The following is a 25,460-nucleotide window of genomic DNA, read 5'->3' on the forward strand; positions in this document are numbered from 1 at the left end:
CTAGCCCCGACCGTGTGGCTCCTGCCAATCCAGAACCGGATTGATGGGAATGATGCGGTTGGGGTTAATCGTGTCATGGCTGTAGTGGTAATGGCGCACGATGTGATTGAAATTCACCGTCTCGGCCACGCCTTTCCATTGATACAATTCGCGCGTGTAGGCCCATAGCTTGGGATAGTCGATCAGCCGCTTGCGGTTGCATTTGAAGTGCATGTGATACACCAGATCGAACCGCGCCAACGTGGTGAACAACCGCCAATCCGCTTCGGTGATTATATCGCCCATCAGATAGCGGTTTTCACCCAATCGGTTTTCCAGCCAGTCAAGACTGTCAAAGAGCGGGCCGACAGCTTTGTCGTAGGCGCTTTGGGTAGTCGCAAACCCGGATTTGTAGACCCCGTTATTTACCGTGCTGTAAATGCGATCGTTAACCTCTTCGATGCCGTCGCGCAGCGCTTCGGGCCAGAAATCCAGCGTATTGTCGGTGATCCCGTCAAATGCCGAGTTCAACATGCGAATAATTTCAGAGGATTCGTTGCTGACAATCGTCTCGCGTTGCTTGTCCCACAAGATCGGCACAGTGACGCGGCCAGACACCTGCGGATCCGCCTTCAGATAAATATCGCGGGCAAAGGGAAGCCCGTACAACCTGTCACCCGTCGCACCATGGCTGTCTGTTTCAAATGTCCAACCGTCACCCAGCATGTCGGGATGAACGACCGACACGTCGATCAGCTCTTCCAGCCCTTTAAGCTTGCGGAAGATCAGCGTGCGATGCGCCCAAGGGCACGCATGGGATACATAAAGATGGTAGCGACCGGCCTCCGCCTTGAAGCCTCCCTCGCCGGACGGCCCTGCGCTGCCGTCTGCCGTGATCCAGTTGCGAAAACTGGCAGTCGAGCGTTTGAACGCGCCGCCTGTCGATTTTGTGTCATACCAAGTGTCGTGCCAAACGCCGTCTACGAGTTGTCCCAAGGAAATACCCTCCGCTTTCAATCCGAACTCTAGCCCGCGCCGCCACACCCGTCACCTCGCGTGAATGCACAGAAACTGCGCTTCACGCCGGTTTTGGAACCTCGCCCGCCGCTCTGCCCCATTGCAGCGGGCGGTCTCGCCCCATATACCTCCGAGTCGAAAGACGAGGGCTTGAAGCCCAGAGAGGTTGGCGGCCTTCGGATCGACCCAGATAGGGGGTCCAACGGTTGCATCGTCACGATGCGGGTGCGTGCCCCGATCTCTCCCCTATGGAAGTTTGGATGAAAGGCGCCGCAATGACCCGACTGATTTTCACCTCAATTCTAATGCTGTCGGCGTCTGCCGCCTCAGCCCATGTGGGCCATGTGGGCGAGTTTGCCGGTCACGATCACTGGGTCGCCGGTGCCGCTTTGGGGGCCGCATTGGCCGTGTCCATCTGGGGAGCCTTGAAGGGCAAGAAAGACGCCGACAAAGCAGAGCCTGACACGTCTGACGACGCGGAAGAGGAAGCAGCATGAGCAAAATCGGCGTCATGATCTGCGGCCACGGCTCGCGCTCTCAGGCTGCGGTGGACCAGTTTTCCGTCCTCGCAGAAAAGCTGCCATCCTATCTGCCGCCCGATTGGCCCGTTGAATATGGCTATCTGGAATTTGCCAACCCTGTGATCCGCGACGGCTTGGACAAACTGCGCGAACAAGGCTGCGATAAGATTCTAGCCGTGCCTGGTATGCTGTTTGCCGCGATGCATTCCAAGAACGACATTCCCACCGTGCTGAATACCTATGCGGCCAAGCATGACATCGAAGTCAGCTATGGTCGCGAATTGGGTGTCGACCCCAAGATGATCGCCGCCGCAGGTGCGCGCATTCAAGAAGCCGTCGACGCTGCCAATGCGGTGAAGCATGTGCCGAACGAGGAAACCTGCCTCGTAGTCATCGGGCGCGGCGCGTCTGACCCTGACGCCAATGGCAATGTCGCCAAAATCGCCCGTATGCTGCATGAAGGCATGGGCTTCGGCTGGGTCGAGGTCGGCTATTCCGGCGTCACCTTCCCGTTGGTCGAGCCCTGCCTGACCCATGCCGCCAAGCTCGGCTACAAGCGCATCGTGGTGTTCCCTTACTTCCTGTTCACCGGCATCCTGATCGACCGCATCTACGGCTTCACCGATCAAGTCGCGGCGCAGCATTCTGACATCGAGTTTGTCAAAGCAGGCTATCTGAACGACCATGATAAGGTGCTGGAAACCTTTGCCGAACGGATCACAGAACAGATGGGCGCGAACCCGCCCCCCAATTGCGGCATCTGTGCCTATCGCACGCAAATACTGGCAGGCGAGCACGGCGCGTCCGTGACCATTCCCGCAGAGACCCGCCAAGGTCATCCGGCCTTCTCCGATACGCCACCACCCACCTGCGTTTTGTGCAAATACCGCGTGCAGGTTCTGGGGTTTGAGGGCGAGGTCGGTGCCGTGCAAGAATCACATCACCACCATGTCGAAGGCCAAGGGGCCAATGCACCCGGCTCCAACGTTGCAGATTGCGCGCTGTGCGATACCTTCTGCACCGGCATGTGCCGCCTTCAGGATGCAGGTCACCACCACCACCATCATCACGACCATGCGCATGGCCATGATCACCACCACCACGATCACGACCATCACCATGATCACGACCACCATCACGCACCCTATCCCCATGCCAAACACCCGCATGGACCGGAAAGTGCGCGTAAGGCCAAGATCTGACTGTTTCATCTTGGTCTAAATATTCCCGCCGGAGGCTCCGCCCTCACAACCTGAGAACGCCCGTGAGACCCTACGAAAAAGACCCCTCGGCGATCTACGCCCAAAGCTTCGCCACGGTCCGCGCCGAGGCCAATCTGGACCGTTTTCCGAACGGCCTGGATCGCCTCGCCACACGGGTGATCCACGCCTGTGGTATGGTCGAAGTGGCGGACCGTCTGGCTTTCTCGGAAAACGCCTATACCGTGGGCAACCAAGCGCTCGCCGCAGGCAAGCCGATCCTGTGCGATTGCGAAATGGTCGGGGCAGGCATCATCCGCCGCTACCTGCCCGCAGATAACAAGGTCATCGTGACCCTGAACGACCCATCCACCCCCGACCGCGCTGCCGCGATGCGCAACACAAGGTCGGCCGCGGCGGTCGAATTGTGGGAGCCGCATATTGCAGGTGCCGTGGTCGCCATCGGGAACGCGCCGACCGCTTTGTTTCACCTTTTGGACCTCATAGATCAGGGCTTCCCCAAGCCCGCAGTGATCCTCGGATTCCCCGTGGGCTTCGTCGGGGCGGCTGAGTCCAAGGCCGAGCTGGCCGCCAACCCGCGTGGCTGTGAATTCGTCGCACTCAGGGGCCGCAAAGGCGGCTCCGCCCTTGCGTCGGCCGCCGTTAACGCCTTGGCCGCTGGCCTGCCGGAGGATCGTTCATGACCGAAAAATGGCTCCACATCGTTGGCATTGGCGAGGACGGCATGGACGGTCTCACCCCCGTCACCCGCGCTGTGGTCGAGGCGGCGGAAGTCATCATCGGCGGCGACCGTCATCACCAGTTATCCGACGACGTCACCGCCACCCGCGTCGCGTGGCCGTCCCCTTTCGACGCGCTGATCGAGACGCTGCAAGGCTACAAGGGCAAGCGCGTCGTGGTGCTGGCGACGGGCGATCCGCTCTGGTTTTCGGTGGGGGCGCGGATCGGGCGGTCCATTGACCCCTCGCAGATCGTCTACCATCCGCAACTGTCCGCATTCCAACTCACAGCCGCCCGCATGGGTTGGAGCCTCGCCGATGTCGAAACCCTCACCGTGCATGGTCGCCCCGTGCAGCAAATGGTGGCCTTCATCCAACCGGATCAGCGCCTGATCATTCTGACTACCGGCGCGGACACGCCTGCGCAGATTGCGAAATTCCTGACCGAACGCGGTTTCGGCCAGTCGCAGATGACCGTGCTCGCCTCCATGGGCGGCGACAAAGAACAACGCTTCGATGGCACCGCCGCCGATTGGTCCCATGAGGTGCCCGCCTTCAACACCCTCGCCGTCCACTGCATCGCCGCCCCTGACGCGGCGCTTCTGCCGCGTGTTCCTGGCCTCGATGACAGCTTGTTCCAGTCCGACGGCACCATGACCAAGCAAGAGGTCCGCGCCGCGACCGTTGCCAAGCTGATGCCAATGCGCGGTGCGCTTCTCTGGGATATCGGCACAGGCTCCGGCTCCGTCGCCATCGAATGGATGCGGGCAGCGCGATATGCGCGCGCGCTGGGGATCGAACCCCGCGCTGACCGCCGGGCCATGGCCGCCGAAAACGCGCTGGCCCTCGGAGCACCTAAGCTGGAACTCATCGACGGCGAAGTCCCCGCAGCCCTACACGGCCTCGACGCGCCCGACGCGATATTTATCGGCGGCGGTCTCAGCCATGAGACCTTCGACATCGCTTGGGTCAACCTGCGCCCCTTGGGCCGATTGGTCGCCAACGCCGTGACGCTGGAAAGCGAGGCAATACTCATTGACCTGCACAAGCAGCACGGCGGCGATCTGGTGAAAATCAGTGTGCAACGCGCCGAACCCGTGGGTCGCCTGACTGGCTGGCGTCCGTCGATGACCGTCACCCAATGGAGCCTCGTAAAACGATGAGTGGCACGCTTTATGGTGTCGGCCTTGGCCCCGGTGATCCCGAGTTGATCACCCTGAAAGCTGCGCGGCTGATTGAAGGCGCGACCACCATCGCCTACCCGACGCTGGCGGGTGGCGACAGCTTCGCCCGCGCCATCGCGGCTGGCCTCATTGCCAACGGCACCCGCGAAATCCGCATGGACGTGCCGATGAGCACCGAACGCCAGCCCGCCCAGGACGCCTACGACACCGGCGCCGCAGAAATCGCCGCAGTGCTGGACGCTGGCGAAGACGTGGTTTGCCTCTGCGAAGGCGACCCGTTTTTCTACGGCTCCTTCATGTACCTCTTCGCACGCCTCTCCAGCCGGTTCGACACCCAAATCATCCCCGGCGTCACCTCCGTCACCGCCTGCGCCGCCCGCGCGGCGATGCCCTTGGCCGCCCGAAACGAACGCCTGACGATTTTGCCCGGTCCGCTGCCTGAGGAAGAATTGCGCCTGCGCATCGACGGGGCCGAAAGCGTCGTCATCATGAAGGTCGGTCGCCACTTGCCGAAAATTCGCGCTGTGATCGACGATCTTGGGCTGACCGATCAAGCCATGTATGTCGAACGCGCCACGCTACCGGAAGAGGTGGTTCTGCCGCTCTCCCAAGCGCCCGAAAAAGCGCCGTATTTCTCAATCATTCTGCTGACCAAAGGGGCCGATCCATGGCTGTAAAACCCGTCATCCTGTGCCTCAACCGCGCGGGCGAGGCCACCGCGCACCGCATTGCCAAGCTGCTGGACGCCCCCGTGCATGGCCGCGAAACCCGCGTCGACCGCGCGGACGTGTTCTTCGCCAACGCGCTCGACCACACGCGGATGTTGTTCCAAGCGGGCACGCCCGTTATCGGCGTCTGCGCGTCCGGCATCCTGATCCGCGCCGTGGCCCCTGTTCTGGCCGACAAAACAGCCGAGCCACCCGTGCTGTCCGTCTCCGACGATGGCGCGGTCGTGGTGCCGCTTTTGGGCGGTCATCGTGGCGCGAACCGTCTGGCGGCGCAAATCGCGGACGCCTTGGGTGCAACCGCCGCCGTGACCACCGCAGGCGACGTGGCGCTTGGCGTGGCACTTGACGAGCCGCCCGCAGGCTACCGTCTCGCCAACCCCGAGAACGCCAAATACGTCATGGCAAAGATGCTCTCCGGCGCAGGTGCAACCGTTGAAGGCACCGCTCCGTGGCTGGCGGACCTGCCCAAAGGCGACGTTGTCACCATCGCCTGCACCACCGCACCCGCCACAGCAGACCTCGTGTTCCACCCGCAGCAGGCCACCCTTGGCGTAGGCTGCGCCCGCAATTGCGCACCGGAAGAGTTGCACGACCTTGTTATGAAAACCCTGACAGAGGCCGACATCGCACCCGCCGCACTTAAGGCGATCTACACGCTAGACCTGAAAGCCGACGAGCCCGCCGTCCACGCCCTTTCCCGCACGCTCGACATCCCCGTGCGGGTTTTTGACGCCGCCGCATTGGAGGCCGAGACCCCGCGTCTTGAAAACCCGTCCAATGTGGTCTTTGCCGAGGTCGGCACCCACGGGGTCTCCGAGGCCGCGGCCTTGGCTGGTGCCGGAGACAAAGCCACCCTGATCGCACCAAAACAGAAAACCAAGAACGCCACATGCGCCATCGCCTTGGCTCCCGCGCCAATCACCGAATTACGCGGTCGCACCCGTGGCAAGCTGTCGATCATCGGGATCGGTCCGGGCCAGCATTCGTGGCGCACGCCCGAGGCGTCGCAGCTGGTGAACGAGGCCGAAGAACTCGTCGGCTACGGCCTATATATCGACCTGCTCGGACCGCTGGCTTACGGCAAACAGCGCTCCGATTTCCCGCTTGGCGGCGAGGAAGACCGATGCCGCTACGCGCTGGAACGCGCGGGCGAGGGGCGTAACGTGGCGCTGATCTGCTCCGGCGACGCGGGCATCTACGCCATGGGCGCGCTGGTGTTCGAACTGCTCGACCGTAGCCCAGAAGACCTCGGCGTCACCGACGCCGCCCGCCGTGTTGAAGTCGTCTCCACCCCCGGTGTCTCGGCCCTGCAAGGCGCCGCTGCCCGCGCGGGTGCGCCCTTGGGTCACGACTTCTGCGCTATCTCGCTATCGGACCTGCTGACCCCGCGCGAAGATATCGTCAAACGCCTGCACGCCGCCGCCGAAGGCGACTTCGTCATCGCCTTCTACAACCCCGTCTCCATGCGCCGCCGCACGCTTTTGGCCGAGGCACGGGACATCTTGCTGCAACACCGCCCTTCCGACACGCCGGTCATGTTGGCATCGTCGCTGGGCCGTCCCGAAGAACACGTGCGCTATCGCCGCTTGGACGAATTGGAGGTCGATGAGGTCGACATGCTAACGGTCGTGCTGGTCGGCTCCAGCCATTCCAAACTGGCGCAGCTGGGCGAAGGCCCGCGCATGTATACCCCGCGCGGCTATGCGCGGAAAATTGACGGCGACCTCGCCCAGACAGGAACTTCCTCATGACCGTTTATTTCATCGGCGCAGGGCCGGGTGACCCCGAACTGCTGACCCTCAAAGCGCAGAAAACCATCGCGCGTTGCCCCGTCTGCCTCTACGCAGGTTCGCTGGTTCCCGAACAGGTCGTCGCGGGCGCACCCGACGGCGCAAAGGTCATGGACACCGCGCCCATGACGCTGGACGACACCCATGCGGAAATCGTCGCGGCCCATGCCAACGGCCAAGACGTGGCCCGCGTCCATTCCGGCGATCCGTCGCTTTACGGCGCAATTGCCGAGCAAATCCGCCGCCTCAAGGCCGCAGGCATCCCCTACGAAATCATCCCCGGTGTCCCCGCCTACGCCGCTGCTGCTGCTGCCTTAGGGCAGGAATTGACCGTGCCGGAAATCGCGCAATCCATCGTTTTGACCCGCATGTCGATGAAATCGACCTCCATGCCCGCAGGCGAAACGCTGGAAAACTTCGCCCGCACGGGGGCCACTTTGGCGATCCACTTGGGCATCCGCGCCTTGCGCGAAATCGAGCGCCAGTTGATCCCGTATTATGGCGAGGACTGCCCCGTGATCGTCGCCTATCGCGCTTCTTGGCCCGATGAGCTTTACCTGCGTGGCACGCTCAAAGACATCCGCGAGAAGGTCCGCGCAGAGAAGATCACCCGCACCGCGCTGATCCTCGTTGGTCCCGCATTGGCAGAGGTGAAGGACTTCCGCGACAGCGCATTATACGACCCCGAGACGCCGCATGTGCTGCGTCCGAAAGTCAAAGTTTCGTAAAATTGTCGTAAAAACTTGATGTTAACGGGTTCGATGCTCAATAATCCCTGAGGGAGAGCAAAGGAATCGCTGCAATGATCGAGTATTTGCCCAAAGACATTGAAGACGGATTGGCTAAGGCGCGGCTGAAAGCCGCCTCCAAAAAGACCCGCCTTCGCGTGCAATCGGGGGAGGATATGATCCCCTTGGTGCGCCTGACCGGCAGCAATTTTGCGATCGAGCGGGAGCTAGCGCCGCGCTTGCGTGGTCTTGTCGACATCTACGATGGGTCGCGTCATTTATATCAGGCTCTGGTCGTCGCGACGTCATTCGACGGTGATGCCGTTGTGTTCGAATTCAAGCGCAATACCGCAACCGCCAAAGGCCCCGCACTGGATTTCGTGGAAGAAGAGGACGCACCAGTCGCTCTTTTACCAAGCCACTAAAGCTCCGCCAGCAACCACGCCTCGAACGCCCTTGCGCTTTCGCTTGGCAATGCGTTGCCATGTACCAGCCAATAGGCGCGGGGCGATGGCAATTCGAATGGATGCACCTGCATCAACTCCCCCCGCTCCATCGCTGCGCGACTGGTCAAGTGGTCGCCTAACGACACCCCCTGTCCGGCCTTCGCGGCCATCTCCATGATCTGTAAATCCTGAAACACCACGCCCGCGTCAGGCGTATCAGTGCTGCCCGCAGCAGCAATCCAGCGCTGCCAGTCCTGACGGTTGTCGAGATGCAGCAAGGGAAAACGGGTTAAGGCGGTGGCATCATGAACCATTTGCCCGCCGACCATGGACGGGGCGGCGACTGGAAAGAAACCGACATCCATGAGCTTGGTAGATCCCGCCGGCACCTCGTCAGGAAGCAGGAAGCTGATATAGAGATCGTTTCGCCGCGCGCCCAAGTCGCCATAGCCACGCGGGGTATTGATCCGCAGGGCAACACCCGGATGCTTGGCGAGAAAACTGCCGATGCGCGGGGCAAGCCAGCTTGCGGCGAAGCCGGAGGCGACGTTTAAGGTCAGCGATCCGGTCAAGGTCTGCGTTTCAGACGCACGTGCAAGCACCTCAAGAGCAGGGCCGATCTCCGATACATATTGGCGCGCGCGCTCCGTCAGTCGCACCCCGCGCCCTTCGCGGCGGATCAGCGGAAAGCCCAACTGCTCCTCCAAAGCCTTCAGTTTATGGCTGATCGCGGATTGGGTCACCGACAACGCCTCCGCCGTGCCGGTGATGGAGCCGGTACGGGCCAGCGTCACCAAGGCGCGCAGGGCAGAGGTCGACGGGATCGGCATATGAATTCACTTCATGTGATAATTGAATAATAATCGTATGACATGAGAAAAAATACAGGTCAAACTGGTGTCTTACTTTTAGATGGGGACAATTCATGGAAGCCAGCTTCTCTCGCCGCAAACTCGTCACGCCGCAGGAACTCCGCGCGCTGAACGAACGGTCCGATCTGAAGGGCGCGATGCAGATGGCCAGCCACATGGGTGCGATTGCGCTCGTGGTCATCCTGCACGCGCAAGCCATGGGCACCGCTTGGGTTTGGCTCACCGGTGCGGCGCTCGGTATTTTGCTGAACTTCCTCTATGCCGCGCAGCACGAACTTAGCCACGCCACCGTGTTCAAAACCCGCAAGGCGAACGAGGTCTTCGGGCGCATCATCGGTTTCATCCAGCTGTTCCCGCGCGACTTTGATCAGGTGATGCACTTCGCCCACCACACCTATACGCAGGATTGGGAACGCGACGGCGAGCTGGTCCGCGAGCCCTATACGCTCACCACCTACCTGCTCTGGCTCAGCGGCATCACCTATTGGCGCAACCGCATTTTCGGCAATATCCGCCGCGCGCGCGGGATCATTCTGGAGCCGTTCATCCGTGCCGAGGAAGAGGCCAAGATCATCCGCGAGGCGCGTATTCACGTCGTCCTCTACGCCTTGATCGCTGTCCTCTCCGTCGCTTCGAGCTCATGGGTCGCGGTCACATTCTGGCTGCTGCCAATGGTGCTGACCAAGCCCATCCACCAGTTGCAAAACACCATTGAGCATCTGGGCCTCAGTCATGAGGATGACATCCTCGAGAACACCCGTTCGACCCGCACCAACGCATTTATCCGCTGGCTGTGCTGGCAAATGCCTTACCACACCGCGCACCACGTCTTCCCCGCCGTGCCGTTCTGGAAGCTGCGGGACTTGAACGAAAAGATCGAAGCCCAAGCGGGCGAGGTGCACCGCATGGGCTGGATCGAATTCCAGATCGAAGTGATCCGCAAGCTCATGGCAAAAGACGAAAGCCAATACCCGATGGACGAGGTCTGGGTCGTCCCCACCTCCGGCGGCCGCGCCGCGCGGATACCGGCGGAATGAGGCGGCTACAGGTCTACACCTCGCTTTGGGCGATGCAGCCGCATGACCATACTGGGGTGAAACTGCCCTATGATCAGGTCTGCGAAATGGTCGCGGGCGCGGGCTTCGACGGCATGGCGATTGACCTTGGCGCGTCCGATGTAGAGGTCGCGCACGCCGTCCGCCCGCATATGGAGCGCAACAACCTGACGCCCCTGATCGTGGCCTTCCCCAAGACGGTGGAAAGCCTCGAAGACACTCTGAAAATGGCCAAGGATTTCGGCGCGCCGTTTGTCGACGTCATCGGGCAGGTTATGCCAATTGCGCTGGATGATATGGTGCCGGTGATCGAGACTTGGATGGAAATGTCAGACAAAATCGGCATGCCGATCCAGTTCGAAACCCACCGCAACTGCATCACCAACGACCTCTACACCATGCTGCAACTTCTGGACTTCATCCCCGAAATGCGGGTCTGCGCCGACCTTAGCCACTACGTCGTGGACCGAGAATTCTGGTATCCGCTGTCGGATCATGACTTAGGCCTGATCAGCCGCGTTCTTGAACGCTCTGACAGCTTCCAAGGCCGCGTCGCGTCCCGCCAGCAGATCCAGTTGCCGCTGGATTTCCCGCAGCACCAGAAATGGGTGGAGCTGTTCAAAGGCTGGTGGCGCGAAGGCATGACAAGCTGGCGCGACCGCAACGAAACAGGCGACTGCATCTTCCTGTGCGAGCTTGGCCCGCCCGAATATGCGATGACGGGGCCGGACGGCAAAGAGCTGTCCAACCGCTGGGAGGAATCGCTGAAAATCAAAGGTTGGGTTGAAGATATCTGGTCCGACTTGAGTGAAGATGAATAATCTTCGATAAATCGGCGCCTGAGCGGGAGTTTCTCCCACCTCATAGCTGCAAGTCAGGATATCACGGACAAAATCCGCAAAACGGCCACCTATGCTGCCTCCAAATCACGCATACGGAGACCTGCCATGATCCAGACCCCATACCTCCTGTTCCTCGGCGACGCACCTGACGCCCTGTCTGCAAAAGTCGCCCAAGGCATCAAGGACTGGCGTCCCGAAAACGCCGTGGGCCAGTTCCGTATGAAGGGCTGCGGCACCACCGTGGGTCTGACCGACATGACCTTGCAAGAGGGTCTGGACGCAGGCGCCAAAACGCTGGTGATCGGGGTGGCAAATCGGGGCGGCTATATCTCGGAAGCGTGGACTAAGGTTCTCGTTGAGGCGCTGGAAATGGGCTACGATATCGCCTCCGGCCTGCACAATCTGCTGCGCGACGAGAACGAAATCCAGCGCGCAGCGAAGGTCCATGGCGGAACGCTGCATGACGTGCGCATCCCCTCGGTTGCCTACCCGATTGCCAATGGCGTCAAGCGTACCGGAAAGCGTTGCCTTGCGGTTGGCACCGATTGCTCGGTCGGTAAAATGTATACTGGTCTGTGCATGGACGCTGAAATGCTCAAGCGCGGGATGAAATCCACCTTCCGCCCCACTGGCCAAACCGGCATCCTGATCACCGGCGGCGGCGTGCCGTTGGACGCTGTGATCGCCGACTTCATGGCAGGCGCGGTCGAATATTTAACGCCCGACAATGACGACGACCACTGGGACCACATCGAGGGGCAAGGCTCGCTCTACCACGTATCCTATTCCGGCGTGACCATGGCGCTGATCCATGGCGGTCAACCGGATGCGCTGGTGCTGTGCCACGAACCGACCCGCAAGCACATGCGCGGCCTGCCAGACTACCAGCAACCGTCGCTCGAAGAGTTACGCGACACGGCGCTGCTGATGGCGCGGGTGGCAAATCCGGCCTGTCAGGTCACCGGTATCTCGATCAACACGCAGCACATGGCCGAGGACGAAGCCCGCGCCTACATCAAAGAGGTCGAGGACCGCATGGGCCTGCCCACCACCGACCCGTTCCGCTTCGGGGCGGAGCGTCTCGTGGATGCGCTCGAAGCACTTTAGGGGGATCGCGCCATGAGCATCACAGTCACCAAGGACGTGTTCCAGCTGGCCGAGGTGTTTACCATCTCGCGCGGCTCGCGCACCGAGGCGCAAGTGCTGACCGTCCGCGTCGACCGCGACGGCGTGGTCGGGCAGGGCGAATGCGTCCCCTATGCCCGCTATGACGAGACGCTGGATTCCGTTATCGCGGAGATCCTGTCGCTGCCCTCCGAGATCACGCGCACCGCCTTGCAAGGCGCGTTACCCGCAGGGGCGGCGCGCAACGCGGTTGATTGCGCCTTATGGGATTGGGAGGCCAAGAAAAAAGGCGTCCGCGTTTGGGACTTGCTGGGCCTGCCCGCACCCAAGCCGGAAATCACCGCATACACCTTGTCACTGGCCGAGCCGGACGCGATGGAGGCAAGTGCGCGCAAGCACAGCCATCGTCCGCTCTTGAAGATCAAGCTCGGCACCCCCAACGACATGCCCCGCCTAGAGGCCGTTCGTCGTGGTGCGCCCGACACGCCGATCATCATCGACGCCAATGAAGGCTGGACGGCGGAGGTCTATTCCGACCTCGCCCCGCATCTTGTGCGCCTTGGCGTGAAGCTGGTGGAACAACCCTTGCCCGCAGGCGCGGACGACATGCTGGCCGAAATCGACCGCCCGCTGCCGGTCTGCGCCGACGAGGCCTGCCACGACCGCGCCTCGCTGCCATCGCTCAAGGGCAAATACGATGTCATCAACATCAAGCTCGACAAAACCGGCGGCCTGACAGAGGCGCTCGCCTTGAAGGATGCAGGGCTGGCGCAAGGATACGGCGTGATGGTCGGCTGCATGGTAGGCTCGTCGCTGGCAATGGCTCCGGCGACCATTTTGGCGCAGGGCGTGGCTTTCACCGACCTTGACGGCCCGCTGCTTCTGGCCGAAGACCGTAGCGAACCTTTGATTTTTGACGAGGCCGGCGTCCACGCGCCCAAGCCCGAGCTATGGGGATAAAAACATGAGCCGCATCGTTTACGTGAACGGAGACTACTTGCCGGAAGAAGAGGCCAAGGTCTCGGTTTTTGATCGCGGCTTCCTGTTTGCCGATGCGGTCTACGAGGTGACGTCGATCCTTGACGGAAAGATCATCGCCTTTGACGGCCACGCCAAACGCCTGAAACGCTCGCTGGGCGAGTTGCAAATGCAGAACCCGATCACGACGGAGGATTTGCTGGAGGTGCATCACCAACTGGTCAAACGCAACGAGCTGACCGAGGGCATGATCTACCTGCAAATCTCGCGCGGCAATCCCGGCGACCGGGACTTCGCCTTCCCGTCCGAGGATGTGACGCCGACAGTGGTGCTATTCACCCAAACGGCCAACTTGCTGAACAACCCGAAAGTTGCGACCGGCATGAAGGTCATCTCGGTTGAAGACCAACGCTGGGCGCGCCGCGACATCAAGACGACGCAGCTTCTGTTCCCGTCCATGGCCAAGATGATGGCCAAAGCCGCTGGCGTCGATGATGCGTGGATGGTCGAAGACGGCCACGTCACCGAGGGCAGCTCCAACAACGCTTATATCGTGAAAGACGGCAAGATCATCACCCGCAATCTGGGCCACGAAATCCTGCACGGCATCACCCGCGCGGCGGTTCTGGCCTATGCCGAAGCGGCACAGATGCAGATCGAGGAACGCCCGTTCACCATCGACGAGGCCAAGAACGCGGACGAGGCATTTATCACCTCGGCCTCGACCTTCGTTATGCCCGTGGTGGAAATTGACGGGGTCGCCTTGGGCGATGGCAAGCCAGGCAAGTCTGCGGCTCGTCTGCGCGAGATTTACCTAGATGAAAGCATGAAGCAGGCGCTCTGAGCGCCTGTCGCGCGTGGCAAATTCTCCCCGAGAATTTGAAATCAGACTTTCCTCGAAAGTCTGGCGCCTACTTCTTCTCGGTGCCGTCCCATCGCAGAATTGTCAGCAACTCCTGACGGAACATATGTGAACGCCCGGAAAACCTAGACGGGGCGTTGCCTAGCTTCATATGCAAAGCTGCTGCCTGCGAGGTCGTCAGTGCTTTATAGTCCACAGGCCCGACGTTCCAGAATGCGAGCCTGTGTTCGATAGAGCGCAGCAATTGCTCGTTCGGCGCGGCACTCACGGGTGCGGATAGCGCCAGCAGAACCGCAAGAAACCCTGCGCGTATCATTGGCGTCCGAACAGCGTTTTCAACAAGCTGTCACCCAGAATAGCTCCGATATTGCCGCGGATTTGCGCTGGCGATTTGTTGCTGTGAAGCAGGTGGTTGATATGCACGACCTGCGCACGGGTCAGCCCGTCCACATCCACGTCGGAATAGCCCCAAGTGGGTAGCTCTTGCTTCAGGTGCTCGCGCATAGGCGCCTGGCTGGCGGCAACCGGCAAGGCCAGTGCGGTCAACAGGGCAGTTAGGGTCAGGCGTTTCATCTTGGTCTCCTTTGCAGTCATCCTATCACATAAGGACGCTGCGACCCAATTCACAGTTAAGTGGCGTCTTTGTGCGAAATCTCGAACGCAGCTTTTTGCGCGTCATTCGCCTCGGTCTGGAATTTCTCGCGCCAGTCGCTGTAGGGCATGCCGTAAAATTCCTCGCGGGCCTCGTCTTTGCTCATCTCGATCCCACGCTCAATCGCGGCTTCCTGATACCAACGGCTCAGGCAATTGCGGCAAAACCCCGTCAAATTCATCATGTCGATATTTTGCACATCCGTGCGCTTTTGCAGGTGGGCTTGCAGCGTGCGGAAAGCGGCGGCTTCCAGTTCCAGCTTGGTTTGGGCGTCCATGGTCAAGGCTCCTTTAGCGTTCGGCATCCGCGACTGCGGCGGTGATCATGGGCGCCAATCGCGCGGCCCATGCCTGTTGTTGTGTCTCACTAGAGATGAGGTCGTTGCGCAGTTCAATCAAGACGTGCAGATGCCCGTGCGTCAAAGCGTGGCGCTCCATCGTGTCGCCGGGAAGGCGTCCGGTATAGGGTTCGTTGTCGCCGACGCACAGATCGCTTTCGGCGCGCAGTCGCGACAGCAGTGGTGCGGCCAGCCGTTCATCATGGGCATACAGCACGCCTACGTGCCAAGGGCGCGGCGGGCGGCCTGCTAATTGTGGCGTGAAGCTGTGGACCGACACGATCACTGGTGCCTCTCGTTGGGCAACAAGGCCTGTGGCGGCATGGTGATAGGGTCGGTGATATGCGTCGAGCCTGCGTTCGCGTTCCAAGTGGCAGGCGTTACGGTTCGCCGGAATGATCGAGCCGTCATAAAGGCGCATCAAAAGCGTCGGGTCGTCCTCGCCGCGGTTCGGATCGATCACCAGACGCGAGAACCGCGACATCAGCGCAGGCCCGTCAAAAGCGTCCGCGAGGGCGCGGGTCACACCCTCCGCGCCGATGTCATAGGCAATGTGGCGGGCCATGTCGCTTTCCGGAAGTCCAAGACGCGGGGGCAGACCATGCGGGACTGTGTTTGTTGCGTGGTCACAAAGGCAGACCACGCGCGACGGGCGGGTCTTGCCCACAATTTCGTAGCTTTCAGCGGTCACGGGATATTTTGCCTGTTACAATTTGGCCCATAATAGCTTTGAATAAGACAAAGCGCCAGTTGCGGTAAGGTGCAAATTCCGTCATATGATACCGCTAACATTTACGCCGACCGAGGGACAATTATGCAAAGACGACTACGCAAGGTAAAGATCGTGGCCACTCTGGGTCCGGCGTCCAATGACTACGATATGATCCGTGCGCTGTTCGAGGCGGGCGCAGATGTGTTCCGTCTGAATATGTCCCATGGCGACCACAGCGAAATTCGCGTGCGCCACCAGATCATACGGCAGATCGAGAAAGATCTGGGGCGGCCCATCTCCATTCTGGCCGACCTTCAGGGGCCAAAACTGCGCGTCGGCGTTTTTGCGAACGGAGAAGAAGAGCTTGTCGTAGGCGCCCCCTTCCGGCTTGACCTTGATCCTGCCGAAGGTGACGTAAACCGTGTGCAGCTACCCCACAAAGAAATTTTCGCAGCGCTAGAGGTAGGCTCCAGCCTGCTGGTGAATGACGGTAAAATCCGCCTCAAGGTTAAAGATTGCGGTGCTGATTTCGCCAATTGCGAAGTTGTTGTTGGCGGCACGATTTCCAACCGCAAGGGCGTGAACGTACCGGACGTTGTGCTGCCATTGGCGGCGCTGTCCGACAAAGACCGCAAGGATCTGGAATTCGTATGCCAACTTGGCGTCGACTGGCTGGCGCTGTCTTTCGTGCAGCGCCCCGAGGACGTAGAAGAGGCCCGGAAACTAGCCGATGGTCGCGCCGCGATCCTGTCGAAGATCGAAAAGCCGGCCGCTGTCACGGCGTTTGACGAAATCCTTGCGGTGTCCGACGGCATCATGGTTGCCCGTGGCGATCTGGGGGTCGAACTTCCGGTGCAAAATGTGCCGCCAATCCAGAAGCGCCTGATCCGCCGCTGCCGCACAGTTGCCAAGCCGGTGATCGTGGCGACACAGATGCTCGAATCGATGATCGACAGCCCCATGCCGACCCGCGCCGAAGTTTCGGACGTGGCGACGGCCATTTACGAAGGCACCGACGCAATCATGCTATCCGCTGAATCTGCGGCTGGCAGCTTCCCGATCGAAGCGGTGACCACGATGAACAACGTGGCCATCGAGGTGGAAAGCGACCCGAACTATCTTGAAATCATCGCAGCACAACGCGGCGGCAAGAAAACGACGATTGCCGATGGCATCGTGGTGGCCGCCCGCGAGATTGCAGAGACGACGAACATCAAGGCCATCTGCTGCTTTACCCAGTCCGGCACAACCGCGTTGCTGGTTTCGCGGGAGCGGCCGCATGTCCCGATCATCGCGCTGACGCCACTGGTCGGCACCGCACGGCGTCTTGCGCTGAGCTGGGGGACGCATTGCGTTGTCACCGCAGGCGTGGTCGAGCGGTTCAAAACCGCTGTGGTCAGCGCTGCACGTGCCGCGCGCGAGGACGGCTTCGCGTCGGAGGACGACCAGATCGTGGTCACCGCCGGTGTTCCGTTCAACCAACCGGGCACAACCAACATTCTTCGCGTGGCCCCATGCGAGGAAAGGTTGATTTACAGCTCCGACCCTGAGTAAATCGTTACATTCCTGTTTGGGAGACGATTATGGACTACGACCTGATCCTTGTTCTGGGTATTATTATTGGTGTGCTCACGGTCCCGGCCATGCTTTCGGCATTCTTGGATGGCAGCGCCCCGCGGGTGGCGACTATCGCTGCCGTGGTGTCGGGCGGGATGATCGTCTTCGCCGCCTATAATGCGCCGGGCGGGTACACCTTTGCGGAACTCCCCGACGTATTCACCAAGGTCGTGGCAGGGTTTGTGCGCTAAACGGGCCACAAGGTAATCCTAATGCTTGCAATGGGTGCGCTTTGGTCCTACGAAGCGCGCTCAAGCCCGTGCGTCCGGCGAATGGCATGCCGAGTCGCGCGTTTTACCACTCGATCTTTGAGGAGATGGAAATGCCGAAGATGAAGACAAAATCAGGCGCTAAAAAGCGCTTTTCGATGACGGCCTCCGGTCGCGTCAAAGCTGGTCAAGCAGGCAAACGCCACGGCATGATCAAGCGCTCGACCAAGTTTATCCGCACCGCCCGTGGCACCACGATCCTCTGCGCAGCAGATGAGAAGATCGTGAAAAAATACATGCCATACGCGCGCTAAGGAGAATTTGAAATGTCCAGAGTTACATCCGGCGTCGTAACACACGCCCGCCACAAGAAAATCATCAAAGCCGCCAAAGGCTACCAAGGTCGCCGCAAGAACACGTTCCGCGTTGCTACGCAGGCCGTGGACAAGGCGAACCAATACGCGACACGTGACCGCAAGAACCGCAAGCGCAACTTCCGCGCGTTGTGGATCCAGCGGATCAACGCTGGCTGTCGTGCCATCGACGAAGCGCTGACATACTCGCGCTTCATCAACGGTCTGTCGCTGGCTGGTATCGAAGTCGACCGCAAAGTTCTGGCCGATCTGGCCGTGAACGAGCCTGAGGCATTTGCCGCAGTGGTCGAAAAAGCGAAAGCCGCATTGGCCTAAGACACTCCGCCATCTGAGGGACAGATGACGACGCGCCGCTCCGGGAAACCGGGGCGGCGTTTTCTATTGCGCAGTTTTGGGTGGTTTATCTGTGGATAAACTGTTTAAACGGGCAGGTTTCACTTGATCTTGTCCTATGCGGCTTACAACACTACTAAATGTGGTTTTAACGATTACCTAGGGAGGCCAGCATGAACCTCACCCGCCTCGTGTATTACAGCCAGCGAAACCCGTCCGAGGATTTGGACATCAATTCGCTGATCGAGACGTGCAAGCGCAACAACCCGCGCCAGAACCTGACGGGCTTGCTTCACTATAATGGTGACCACTTTATTCAGGTGATCGAGGGTGGCCGCGTAGAGGTGTCTGCGTTGTACCACCGCATTGCCCGAGACCCGCGTCATTCCAATATTATTCTGCTGTCTTGCACCGATGTCCGTGAGCGCATGTTCCCGACATGGTCGATGGCCTTGCACCAAGGCATGGACTCGCAAACGCGGAAGGTGTTCCTGCGCTACTTCGCCACCGATATGATGAATCCCGAGGCGGTGAATGTCGACACATTGCTCGACGTCTTGCAGGATCTGATGATGGAAACGCCGACCAAGTTGACGATTTCCGTTTAGCGTCGCTTGCCAGAGGTTCGCTTCATCTTGTCACATTCGAATTTGGAGCGGGCGCTTTGCGCCTCCGCATCGCGCGTGCGTCTGCGCATTCGTAGAACTTCCGATCCCAACATGCGCAATTGCTTGTCGCTTTGCCCAAGATAGCGGTCACGGGCCAAAAAGTATCCGATAGCGCCGCTGGCGGTCATGGCGAACAGCAGGATCAGGAAATTTAGCATGAAACTCGTCCTTCTTTAGCTGTCGGGATCGTTGCGCAGGATTACAAACTCAACGCGGCGATTGCGGTCGTCGTCAGACGCGTCGCCCTGAGAGAGCGGCATACGCGCGCCAAACCCGACAGGCTCGAACTGTGACGTGTCCAACCCTAGCTGCGTAAGAGCGTTCATAGTGCTATCGGCGCGCTTCCAGCTCAGATCAAAGTTGATCAGATCGCTGCCAGTGGTATCGGAATGCCCTGTGATCTGGATTTTCGCTTCGGGGCAGGCATTGGCCATCCGTCCCAGTTGCGACAGGCGTACGAGGTCCGTGCCGTTGAGTTGGGCGCTACCCACCCCGAAATAGAATGTTGCGTTGTCAGCAATCTGCCGCAGCTCGACAAGGCAATCCGGGGCCTCTGGCGCGGTTGATGCCACTTGCGGCGCTGGGGCCGGTGCGACGACCTCGAGGGTTGCGGCTTCCACTATGGCGGGGGCAGGTGCCACTACGGGTTCCACTGGGGCCGGCAGTGTCAGTGAGGCTTGAATCACAGAGGCGTTTTGTGATGCGGGCGCGTCCGCCAGTGGCTCGGGGGTGGTATCTTCGATGCGTGGTTGATCCAGAATTGCTGCAGGTTCTGCCTGTACCGCGGTGACCTGTTCGGAGCGTGCGCTTGCCCCCCCGACCGATTGCATCGCGATGAAAGACAGGCTGCCAACCAGCATGAAGGCAAGGGCGGCAACGACTTCCGTACTTTTGAAATCGAGTTTCGAAAGGTTTGTTTCAAGTCGAAACGCCTGCATGAGGTTCAGCCCCTCGGCACGGTATTTCGCTGCGTTAATTGTACTGAATAGTCCCATTTAAGTCACCCACACACTATACTACCGATAAAAAGTCACCGTTGTCGCGTTCGTCGATTTTTGAATGTCCACCTGAATCCCAAGCGCAGACGCCGTCTCCACCAACACGGCCTCATTGTCTGACAAAGAGACCTTGGCGGTCTCGTCGTCGATCGACATGGTTAGGCCCAGATCAACAACGGTGTGTTGCAGCACCGTCTTGAGGCGATGGGCATAGAGAGTGGCCTGCATTGCTTTCCCCAGCAACTGCTATGTCTTTTGACAGCATTCAATGTAGGCCTACACACATTATTTAGTGTTTTGAACCTCAATCGGCTCTTAGTTTTGTGATATTCGAACTTTTCGCGGGGAATGAGTCCTCTTTGCAACCCCTCAGCCGCGCCGCGCCGTCCACTTGCAATCGGGCCATGTGGCGGATAGCAGAGCGGTAACACCAAATCGGGGGCCGTCATGGACGATCTTAAAGCCAAATATCTAAGCCAAATTGCTGACGCAGCGGATGAAGCCACGCTCGAAGACCTGCGGGTTTCCGCGCTTGGCAAAAAGGGCGAGATCAGCCTGCGGATGCGCGAATTGGGCAAGATGACCCCCGAAGAACGCCAAGTGGCCGGCCCTGCGTTGAATGCGCTGAAGGATGAAGTGAATTCGGCGCTGGTGGCCAAGAAGGCAGGGCTTGCGGATGCGGCTTTGGATGCCCGCCTGCGCACCGAATGGCTGGACGTGACCTTGCCGGGTCGTAGTCGTCCCGCCGGGTCGATCCATCCGATTAGTCAGGTCACCGAAGAGGTGTCCGCCATATTCGCCGATCTGGGCTTCGCGGTTGCCGAAGGTCCGCAGGTCGAAGACGACTGGCACAATTTTGACGCGCTGAACATTCCAAGCCACCACCCCGCCCGCGGCGAGATGGACACGTTTTACATGCACCGCAACGAAGGCGACGACCGCCCGCCGCATGTGCTGCGGACGCATACATCGCCGGTGCAAATCCGCTCCATGTTGGGGCAGGGCGCGCCGATCCGTATCATCTGTCCAGGCCGCGTGTACCGCGCCGACTATGACCAGACCCACACGCCGATGTTCCATCAGGTCGAAGGTTTGGCGATTGATACCGACATCTCCATGGCGAACCTGAAATGGGTGTTGGAGGAGTTTGTGAAATCCTTCTTCGAGGTCGACGACGTCGAGCTGCGCTTCCGCGCATCGCACTTCCCGTTCACCGAGCCTTCCGCAGAAGTCGATATCCGCTGTTCTTGGGAAGGTGGCGTTCTGAAAGTGGGCGAGGGGGACGACTGGTTGGAAATCCTCGGCTCCGGCATGGTGCATCCGAGGGTTCTGGAAGCGGGTGGCATTGACCCGACCAAGTATCAGGGCTTCGCCTTCGGTATGGGCATCGACCGCATCGCGATGCTGAAATACGGCATCCCCGACCTGCGCGCATTCTTCGATAGCGACCTGCGCTGGCTGCGCCACTACGGCTTTGCCGCGCTGGACCAGCCGAATTTGGCAGGCGGGCTTAGTCGGTAGGATGACGCTTGTTTGGGCGGCGCTGCTGCACCTGCATTACGTGACCGCCTTCATCTTCGCTGCTCTATATTACTGCCTTCGCATCACACGCGACTACCGTCTGCGCGTGCGCTTATACATGGCGACCGAAGGCCTTGATGCCGACGCGCTCTATGCGCAATTTCGTCATGCAATGTGGATCGTGGGACTTTACGCCGCCAAGCCGTTTCGCCCCGTGCTTCCGCATCGCAAGGCCGAGGTGGCGCTGGTGCTGGCTACGGTTCTCCGGGAGCGCATTCTTGAACAATCAGGAGGCCCGCTCCCGCGCAGCTATCTGCGCTCGCGAAGGCAACTCCTACGCGAAGCCAAGCGGTACGTGCGTGCCTATGCGTCCGCCGGACCAAATTCCAACTGACGTGCAATATCACAGGCCACGTCATAAAGCTCGAACTCCTCTGCCCAGTGGGCGCGGAGGGCTCGTTCAGCTTGCGGGTTGAGCTTGGGTGCCGGAGCAGGCGCAGTATGGGCTTTCGGCTTCGGTGGCATGTCGAAATCAGGCAGACCCAGTCGCGCCATGATCGCGGGCAAATGCGCGTCGAGATGGGCTAGGTCCACGCAAACGGCGATGTTATCGCGCGCTGCCAGAAGTGTTTCCACCCCGCCCAGATAGTGGCGCAGATCGCCCTTCAGGTGCTGGATAGCGTCGAAGGCAAAGAGTGCTGCAGACTTTTCCCGCTCGTTTTTAGAGGCCAATGCGAGTGCCAGCTCCTCCGCCGTTTCGAACCACAAGAAGGCGGCGGCTTCCTCGGCACTCCATAGGGACTGGTAGGTCGGGCGGCCTTGCCGCTGGCGCGAGTAGAATGCGGATGAAAAACGGGTCACCGGATCGCGCACAACGAAAGCCAGCTGCCGGTCCGCCCCGAACCGTTTCGCAGTGCCTTTCAGCGTCGCACCATGCCCCAGCAGATGCAGGGGGCGAGTCCACCGCGCTTCATTATGTTTGAGGATGGAACGCAAATAGCTGCCACCGGTCTTGCCGATATGCAGCATGCAAATTGAAGGAGTACTTTTGTTCACGATGCCCATTCAGCGACACCTTTGGAAAACGATGCGCCAGGTCCCTGAGCCCGGAATGAAGACCAGCGCTTTAGCGCAGGATACCGTTCGGGCCGCAAACAACGCTCAACAGGCTAGGGCAGCCGAGATTGCTTAGATCAATTGAGTTCTTTTTGACTGAATATGGCGAGTCGTTGAACGAGATGACAGCCAATCCAAACGCGATGGAAAGGGCAATGATCGACGGTTTGAAAACCGAAGCCATGATGTCAAACAAAAAATGCATAACTTTTACCTTAGAACTTAAGAATCACAGTTGTATGCCCCACTTGTGGCTAAGTTGGTTCCAAATTGTGGCGAGAATATGGCCTGAAGCCACAATCCTCAACGCCTGTGCAGTTTCGGATTAGCGCCGAGGCACTTTCACTTGCCTTATTGATGGGGTAGCACGGGGCCAACCGGGCCTGATGGCCCCGACTTATATATATAGACGAAGGCGCGTGGCATGAAATTCACCCTCTCCTGGCTCAAGGACCACCTCGACACCGAGGCCAGCCTTGATGACATCCTCTATGCGTTGACTGACCTTGGCCTTGAGGTCGAAGGCGTCGAGAACCCGTCGGAGCGTCTGTCCGCCTTTACCATCGGCTACGTCAACTCCGCCGAGAAGCACCCCGACGCGGACAAGCTGCGGGTGTGTCAGGTGCAAACCGACGAGGGCGAGTTGCAGATCATCTGTGGCGCGCCCAACGCGCGGCAGGGGATCAAGGTTGTCGTGGCCAAGCCGGGCGTCTATGTGCCGGGCATCGACACTACCATCGGCGTCGGCAAAATCCGCGGCGTGGAAAGCTACGGCATGATGTGTTCCGAGCGCGAAATGGAGCTGTCGGAAGAGCATGACGGCATCATTGAGCTGGACTCCGGTGAGGTCGGGCAGAAATTCACCGATTGGCTGGCGGAAAATGACCCGTCCAAAGTCGACACGGTGATCGAGATCGCCATTACTCCGAACCGCCCCGACGCTTTGGGCGTGCGCGGCATTGCGCGTGACCTGGCGGCGCGTGGTCTAGGCACCTTGAAGGCGCGCGATACTGATCCGATCACAGGCACCTTCCCGTGCCCGATCAACGTGACCATCGACGACACCGACGCCTGCCCTGTTTTCTATGGCCGCGTCATCAAGGGCGTGAAGAACGGCCCCAGCCCTGCGTGGTTGCAGGACGTGTTGAAGGCCATCGGGTTGCGTCCGATTTCGACGTTGGTCGATATCACCAACTTCTTCACCTATGACCGCAACCGGCCTTTGCACGTGTTTGACGCGGCGAAGGTAAAGGGAGACCTGCGGGTACATCTGTCTAAGGGCGGCGAGACATTCGCGGCGCTGGATGACAAAGAATATACGCTGGAAGAGGGTATGACCGTGATCTCCGACGAGAATGGCGTCGAGAGCCTTGGCGGCATTATGGGCGGTTTGAATTCCAGCTGCGACGAGACCACCACCGACGTGTTCCTCGAAGCCGCGTTCTTCGATCCGATCCGCACGGCGCATACGGGGCGCAAGCTCAAGATCAACTCTGACGCGCGGTACCGGTTTGAGCGCGGCATCGACCCCGAATGGACTCCGATCGGCATCGAACACGCGACCCGCATGATTATGGACCTGTGTGGTGGTGAGGCGTCCGAGGTCGTCGTGGCGGGCGCAATGCCTGACCACTCCCGCGCCTACAAGCTCGACTCCGACCGCGTGCAGTCGCTGGTGGGCATGGATATTCCCGCTGCAACCCAACGCGCCTCATTGGAGGCTTTGGGCTTCGTGTTGGATGGCGACATGGCGCAAGTGCCGTCATGGCGGCCCGACGTGATGGGCGAGGCTGACCTGGTGGAAGAGGTCGCCCGCATCGCGTCGCTGACCAAACTGGAAGGCCGCCCGCTGCCCCGCGTTGATGCGGGCATTCCTAAGCCGATCCTGACACCTATGCAAAAGCGCGAGCAGATCGCGCGGCGCACGATGGCGGCGCTAGGATACAACGAGTGCGTTCACTATTCCTTCATCGACGCCAAATCTGCGGCGATGTTTGGTGGCGGTACTGATGCGACCAAGCTGGAAAACCCGATCAGCTCGGAGATGTCCCATATGCGGCCTGCGCTTTTGCCCGGTCTGCTGCAAGCTGCGGCCCGCAATCAGGCGCGTGGCTATAGTGACATGGCGCTGTTCGAAGTCGGGCCCGCATTTCATGGTGGCGAGCCGGAAGAGCAGCACTTGTTGGCGAGCGGCTTGTTGATTGGTCACACAGGCCCCAAGGACGTGCATGGCACCCGCCGCGCCGTCGACGTGTATGACGTGAAGGCAGACGCCGAGGCGGCATTATCCGCGATGGGAGCGCCCACCAAGGTGCAAATTCTGCGCGGTGCGGATGACACATGGCATCCCGGTCGCCACGGCAAAATCTGTCTTGGCCCGAAAAAGGTGCTGGGCGTGTTCGGTGAGGTTCACCCGAAGGTGCTGGCGGCCTACGACATCAAAGGCCCCGCGATGGCGTTTACCTTGTGGCCTGCTGAAATCCCGTTCCCGAAATCGAAAACCGCCACCCGTGCGGCTCTGACCTTGCAGGACTTGCAAGCGGTGGAGCGCGACTTCGCCTTTGTGGTCGATGCCGAGGTCGAGGCGTTGACGCTGGTGAACGCTGCGGCCGGTGCTGACAAGGCGCTGATCGAAGAGGTCCGTGTGTTCGACGAGTTCATCGGCGGCAGCTTGGGCGAGGGGAAGAAATCCCTGGCGATCACGGTGCGCATGCAGCCGGCTGACAAGACTCTGAAGGACGATGATATCGAGGCCGTGAGCGCCAAGATCGTCGAGAAGGTTTCAAAGGCGACTGGTGGCACTTTGCGTGGCTAATTCCGGCTTTCCCGCCTGATTGGGTAGGGAATTCGGGACACA

Annotated in this window: 32 protein-coding genes; 21 read left to right on the plus strand and 11 right to left on the minus strand. The window is 60.1% G+C overall.

The window, feature by feature from the left end:
• On the minus strand, window positions 1-975 hold the full coding sequence (locus BDE40_RS13265) for a glutathione S-transferase family protein (RefSeq protein ID WP_134015264.1): 975 nt from the start codon (window positions 973-975) through the stop codon (window positions 1-3).
• A gap of 296 nt (window positions 976-1,271) precedes the next feature.
• Here BDE40_RS13265 and BDE40_RS13270 point away from each other — a divergent pair, with 296 nt between their 5' ends.
• The 8 genes from BDE40_RS13270 to BDE40_RS13305 all read left to right on the plus strand — a co-directional run bounded on the left by BDE40_RS13270 (window position 1,272) and on the right by BDE40_RS13305 (window position 8,311).
• The gene (locus BDE40_RS13270) at window positions 1,272-1,493 is read left to right on the plus strand and encodes a DUF6732 family protein (protein WP_134015266.1); all 222 of its coding nucleotides are present in this window, start codon (window positions 1,272-1,274) and stop codon (window positions 1,491-1,493) included.
• Window positions 1,490-2,719 (plus strand): sirohydrochlorin chelatase, encoded by a 1,230-nt coding sequence (locus BDE40_RS13275; protein ID WP_134015267.1) that lies wholly within the window; start codon window positions 1,490-1,492, stop codon window positions 2,717-2,719. The genes BDE40_RS13270 and BDE40_RS13275 overlap by 4 nt, the downstream gene beginning before the upstream one ends.
• 62 nt (window positions 2,720-2,781) lie before the next feature.
• Window positions 2,782-3,420, plus strand: a complete 639-nt coding sequence (locus BDE40_RS13280) for a precorrin-8X methylmutase (protein ID WP_134015269.1) — start codon at window positions 2,782-2,784, stop codon at window positions 3,418-3,420.
• A complete protein-coding gene (gene cbiE / locus BDE40_RS13285) occupies window positions 3,417-4,619 on the plus strand; it encodes a precorrin-6y C5,15-methyltransferase (decarboxylating) subunit CbiE (protein WP_134015271.1) in 1,203 nt (400 codons plus the stop codon). The genes BDE40_RS13280 and cbiE overlap by 4 nt, the downstream gene beginning before the upstream one ends.
• The gene (gene cobI / locus BDE40_RS13290) at window positions 4,616-5,317 is read left to right on the plus strand and encodes a precorrin-2 C(20)-methyltransferase (RefSeq protein ID WP_134015272.1); all 702 of its coding nucleotides are present in this window, start codon (window positions 4,616-4,618) and stop codon (window positions 5,315-5,317) included. Before cbiE ends, cobI begins: the two co-directional genes overlap by 4 nt.
• Window positions 5,308-7,119, plus strand: a complete 1,812-nt coding sequence (gene cobJ, locus BDE40_RS13295) for a precorrin-3B C(17)-methyltransferase (RefSeq protein ID WP_134015274.1) — start codon at window positions 5,308-5,310, stop codon at window positions 7,117-7,119. The genes cobI and cobJ overlap by 10 nt, the downstream gene beginning before the upstream one ends.
• Window positions 7,116-7,886 carry a precorrin-4 C(11)-methyltransferase gene (cobM, locus tag BDE40_RS13300; RefSeq protein ID WP_134015276.1) on the plus strand — a complete coding sequence of 257 codons (771 nt, stop codon included), beginning with the start codon at window positions 7,116-7,118 and terminating at the stop codon, window positions 7,884-7,886. The genes cobJ and cobM overlap by 4 nt, the downstream gene beginning before the upstream one ends.
• A 74-nt stretch (window positions 7,887-7,960) precedes the next feature.
• Window positions 7,961-8,311, plus strand: a complete 351-nt coding sequence (locus tag BDE40_RS13305; RefSeq protein ID WP_134015278.1) for a hypothetical protein — start codon at window positions 7,961-7,963, stop codon at window positions 8,309-8,311.
• Here BDE40_RS13305 and BDE40_RS13310 read toward each other — a convergent pair.
• The gene (locus tag BDE40_RS13310; RefSeq protein ID WP_134015280.1) at window positions 8,308-9,162 is read right to left on the minus strand and encodes a LysR substrate-binding domain-containing protein; all 855 of its coding nucleotides are present in this window, start codon (window positions 9,160-9,162) and stop codon (window positions 8,308-8,310) included. The two genes, BDE40_RS13305 and BDE40_RS13310, sit on opposite strands and share 4 nt — an antisense overlap.
• A 95-nt stretch (window positions 9,163-9,257) precedes the next feature.
• On the opposite strand from BDE40_RS13310, the gene BDE40_RS13315 reads away from it, so the two are divergent.
• The 5 genes from BDE40_RS13315 (at window position 9,258) to BDE40_RS13335 (ending at window position 14,048) form a co-directional block, all read left to right on the plus strand.
• Entirely contained in the window at window positions 9,258-10,241 is a 984-nt protein-coding gene (locus BDE40_RS13315; RefSeq protein WP_134015282.1) for a fatty acid desaturase, read from the plus strand.
• Window positions 10,238-11,080 (plus strand): sugar phosphate isomerase/epimerase family protein, encoded by an 843-nt coding sequence (locus BDE40_RS13320; protein ID WP_134015284.1) that lies wholly within the window; start codon window positions 10,238-10,240, stop codon window positions 11,078-11,080. The genes BDE40_RS13315 and BDE40_RS13320 overlap by 4 nt, the downstream gene beginning before the upstream one ends.
• 126 nt (window positions 11,081-11,206) lie before the next feature.
• Complete coding sequence (dgcN, locus tag BDE40_RS13325) at window positions 11,207-12,208, plus strand: N-acetyltransferase DgcN (RefSeq protein WP_134015285.1); 1,002 nt, start codon at window positions 11,207-11,209, stop codon at window positions 12,206-12,208.
• Between the two features lie 12 nt (window positions 12,209-12,220).
• On the plus strand, window positions 12,221-13,186 hold the full coding sequence (dgcA, locus tag BDE40_RS13330; RefSeq protein ID WP_134015287.1) for an N-acetyl-D-Glu racemase DgcA: 966 nt from the start codon (window positions 12,221-12,223) through the stop codon (window positions 13,184-13,186).
• 4 nt (window positions 13,187-13,190) lie between these two features.
• Window positions 13,191-14,048 (plus strand): D-amino-acid transaminase, encoded by an 858-nt coding sequence (locus BDE40_RS13335; protein WP_134015289.1) that lies wholly within the window; start codon window positions 13,191-13,193, stop codon window positions 14,046-14,048.
• 67 nt (window positions 14,049-14,115) lie between these two features.
• Here the strand turns inward: BDE40_RS13335 and BDE40_RS13340 are convergent, their stop codons facing one another.
• From BDE40_RS13340 to BDE40_RS13355, 4 genes are read right to left on the minus strand one after another with little or no spacing between them, the layout of a single operon-like run.
• Complete coding sequence (locus BDE40_RS13340) at window positions 14,116-14,382, minus strand: hypothetical protein (protein ID WP_134015291.1); 267 nt, start codon at window positions 14,380-14,382, stop codon at window positions 14,116-14,118.
• Complete coding sequence (locus BDE40_RS13345) at window positions 14,379-14,639, minus strand: hypothetical protein (RefSeq protein ID WP_134015293.1); 261 nt, start codon at window positions 14,637-14,639, stop codon at window positions 14,379-14,381. Before BDE40_RS13345 ends, BDE40_RS13340 begins: the two co-directional genes overlap by 4 nt.
• A 56-nt stretch (window positions 14,640-14,695) precedes the next feature.
• On the minus strand, window positions 14,696-14,995 hold the full coding sequence (locus BDE40_RS13350; protein ID WP_134015295.1) for a DUF1244 domain-containing protein: 300 nt from the start codon (window positions 14,993-14,995) through the stop codon (window positions 14,696-14,698).
• Window positions 14,996-15,008: 13 nt separating this feature from the next.
• On the minus strand, window positions 15,009-15,746 hold the full coding sequence (locus tag BDE40_RS13355; RefSeq protein WP_134015297.1) for an N-formylglutamate amidohydrolase: 738 nt from the start codon (window positions 15,744-15,746) through the stop codon (window positions 15,009-15,011).
• Window positions 15,747-15,869: 123 nt separating this feature from the next.
• On the opposite strand from BDE40_RS13355, the gene pyk reads away from it, so the two are divergent.
• The 5 genes from pyk (at window position 15,870) to BDE40_RS13380 (ending at window position 18,908) form a co-directional block, all read left to right on the plus strand.
• Window positions 15,870-17,321 carry a pyruvate kinase gene (gene pyk / locus BDE40_RS13360; protein ID WP_134015298.1) on the plus strand — a complete coding sequence of 484 codons (1,452 nt, stop codon included), beginning with the start codon at window positions 15,870-15,872 and terminating at the stop codon, window positions 17,319-17,321.
• Window positions 17,322-17,350: 29 nt separating this feature from the next.
• The gene (locus tag BDE40_RS13365; protein WP_073143817.1) at window positions 17,351-17,575 is read left to right on the plus strand and encodes a hypothetical protein; all 225 of its coding nucleotides are present in this window, start codon (window positions 17,351-17,353) and stop codon (window positions 17,573-17,575) included.
• 131 nt (window positions 17,576-17,706) lie between these two features.
• Window positions 17,707-17,907, plus strand: a complete 201-nt coding sequence (gene rpmI / locus BDE40_RS13370) for a 50S ribosomal protein L35 (protein WP_073144367.1) — start codon at window positions 17,707-17,709, stop codon at window positions 17,905-17,907.
• Window positions 17,908-17,919: 12 nt separating this feature from the next.
• Window positions 17,920-18,282 carry a 50S ribosomal protein L20 gene (gene rplT, locus BDE40_RS13375; RefSeq protein WP_090211534.1) on the plus strand — a complete coding sequence of 121 codons (363 nt, stop codon included), beginning with the start codon at window positions 17,920-17,922 and terminating at the stop codon, window positions 18,280-18,282.
• 191 nt (window positions 18,283-18,473) lie between these two features.
• Entirely contained in the window at window positions 18,474-18,908 is a 435-nt protein-coding gene (locus tag BDE40_RS13380; RefSeq protein WP_134015299.1) for a BLUF domain-containing protein, read from the plus strand.
• On the opposite strand, the gene BDE40_RS13385 is transcribed toward BDE40_RS13380, so the two are convergent.
• From BDE40_RS13385 to BDE40_RS13395, 3 genes are read right to left on the minus strand one after another with little or no spacing between them, the layout of a single operon-like run.
• Window positions 18,905-19,126 (minus strand): hypothetical protein, encoded by a 222-nt coding sequence (locus BDE40_RS13385; protein ID WP_134015301.1) that lies wholly within the window; start codon window positions 19,124-19,126, stop codon window positions 18,905-18,907. The genes BDE40_RS13380 and BDE40_RS13385 overlap by 4 nt on opposite strands.
• A 15-nt stretch (window positions 19,127-19,141) precedes the next feature.
• Complete coding sequence (locus BDE40_RS13390; RefSeq protein WP_134015302.1) at window positions 19,142-19,963, minus strand: OmpA family protein; 822 nt, start codon at window positions 19,961-19,963, stop codon at window positions 19,142-19,144.
• Between the two features lie 21 nt (window positions 19,964-19,984).
• Entirely contained in the window at window positions 19,985-20,194 is a 210-nt protein-coding gene (locus BDE40_RS13395; protein WP_134015304.1) for a hypothetical protein, read from the minus strand.
• A 219-nt stretch (window positions 20,195-20,413) separates the two neighbouring features.
• Between BDE40_RS13395 and pheS the strand changes: the two genes are divergently transcribed.
• Both pheS and BDE40_RS13405 read left to right on the plus strand, forming a co-directional pair.
• Complete coding sequence (gene pheS, locus BDE40_RS13400; protein ID WP_134015306.1) at window positions 20,414-21,487, plus strand: phenylalanine--tRNA ligase subunit alpha; 1,074 nt, start codon at window positions 20,414-20,416, stop codon at window positions 21,485-21,487.
• A 1-nt stretch (window position 21,488) separates the two neighbouring features.
• Window positions 21,489-21,881: a hypothetical protein gene (locus tag BDE40_RS13405; protein ID WP_134015308.1), complete on the plus strand. Its 393-nt coding sequence runs from the start codon at window positions 21,489-21,491 to the stop codon at window positions 21,879-21,881.
• Here BDE40_RS13405 and BDE40_RS13410 read toward each other — a convergent pair.
• Together BDE40_RS13410 and BDE40_RS13415 are read right to left on the minus strand one after the other, a co-directional pair.
• Entirely contained in the window at window positions 21,851-22,552 is a 702-nt protein-coding gene (locus tag BDE40_RS13410; RefSeq protein ID WP_134015309.1) for a hypothetical protein, read from the minus strand. The two genes, BDE40_RS13405 and BDE40_RS13410, sit on opposite strands and share 31 nt — an antisense overlap.
• A 61-nt stretch (window positions 22,553-22,613) precedes the next feature.
• Window positions 22,614-22,808 (minus strand): hypothetical protein, encoded by a 195-nt coding sequence (locus tag BDE40_RS13415; protein ID WP_134015310.1) that lies wholly within the window; start codon window positions 22,806-22,808, stop codon window positions 22,614-22,616.
• 219 nt (window positions 22,809-23,027) lie between these two features.
• On the opposite strand from BDE40_RS13415, the gene pheT reads away from it, so the two are divergent.
• The gene (gene pheT, locus BDE40_RS13420) at window positions 23,028-25,418 is read left to right on the plus strand and encodes a phenylalanine--tRNA ligase subunit beta (protein WP_134015312.1); all 2,391 of its coding nucleotides are present in this window, start codon (window positions 23,028-23,030) and stop codon (window positions 25,416-25,418) included.
• The last annotated feature ends 42 nt before the right edge of the window (window positions 25,419-25,460 follow it).

The organism is Litoreibacter halocynthiae, assembly GCF_004365635.1.
Taxonomy (GTDB): domain Bacteria; phylum Pseudomonadota; class Alphaproteobacteria; order Rhodobacterales; family Rhodobacteraceae; genus Litoreibacter; species Litoreibacter halocynthiae.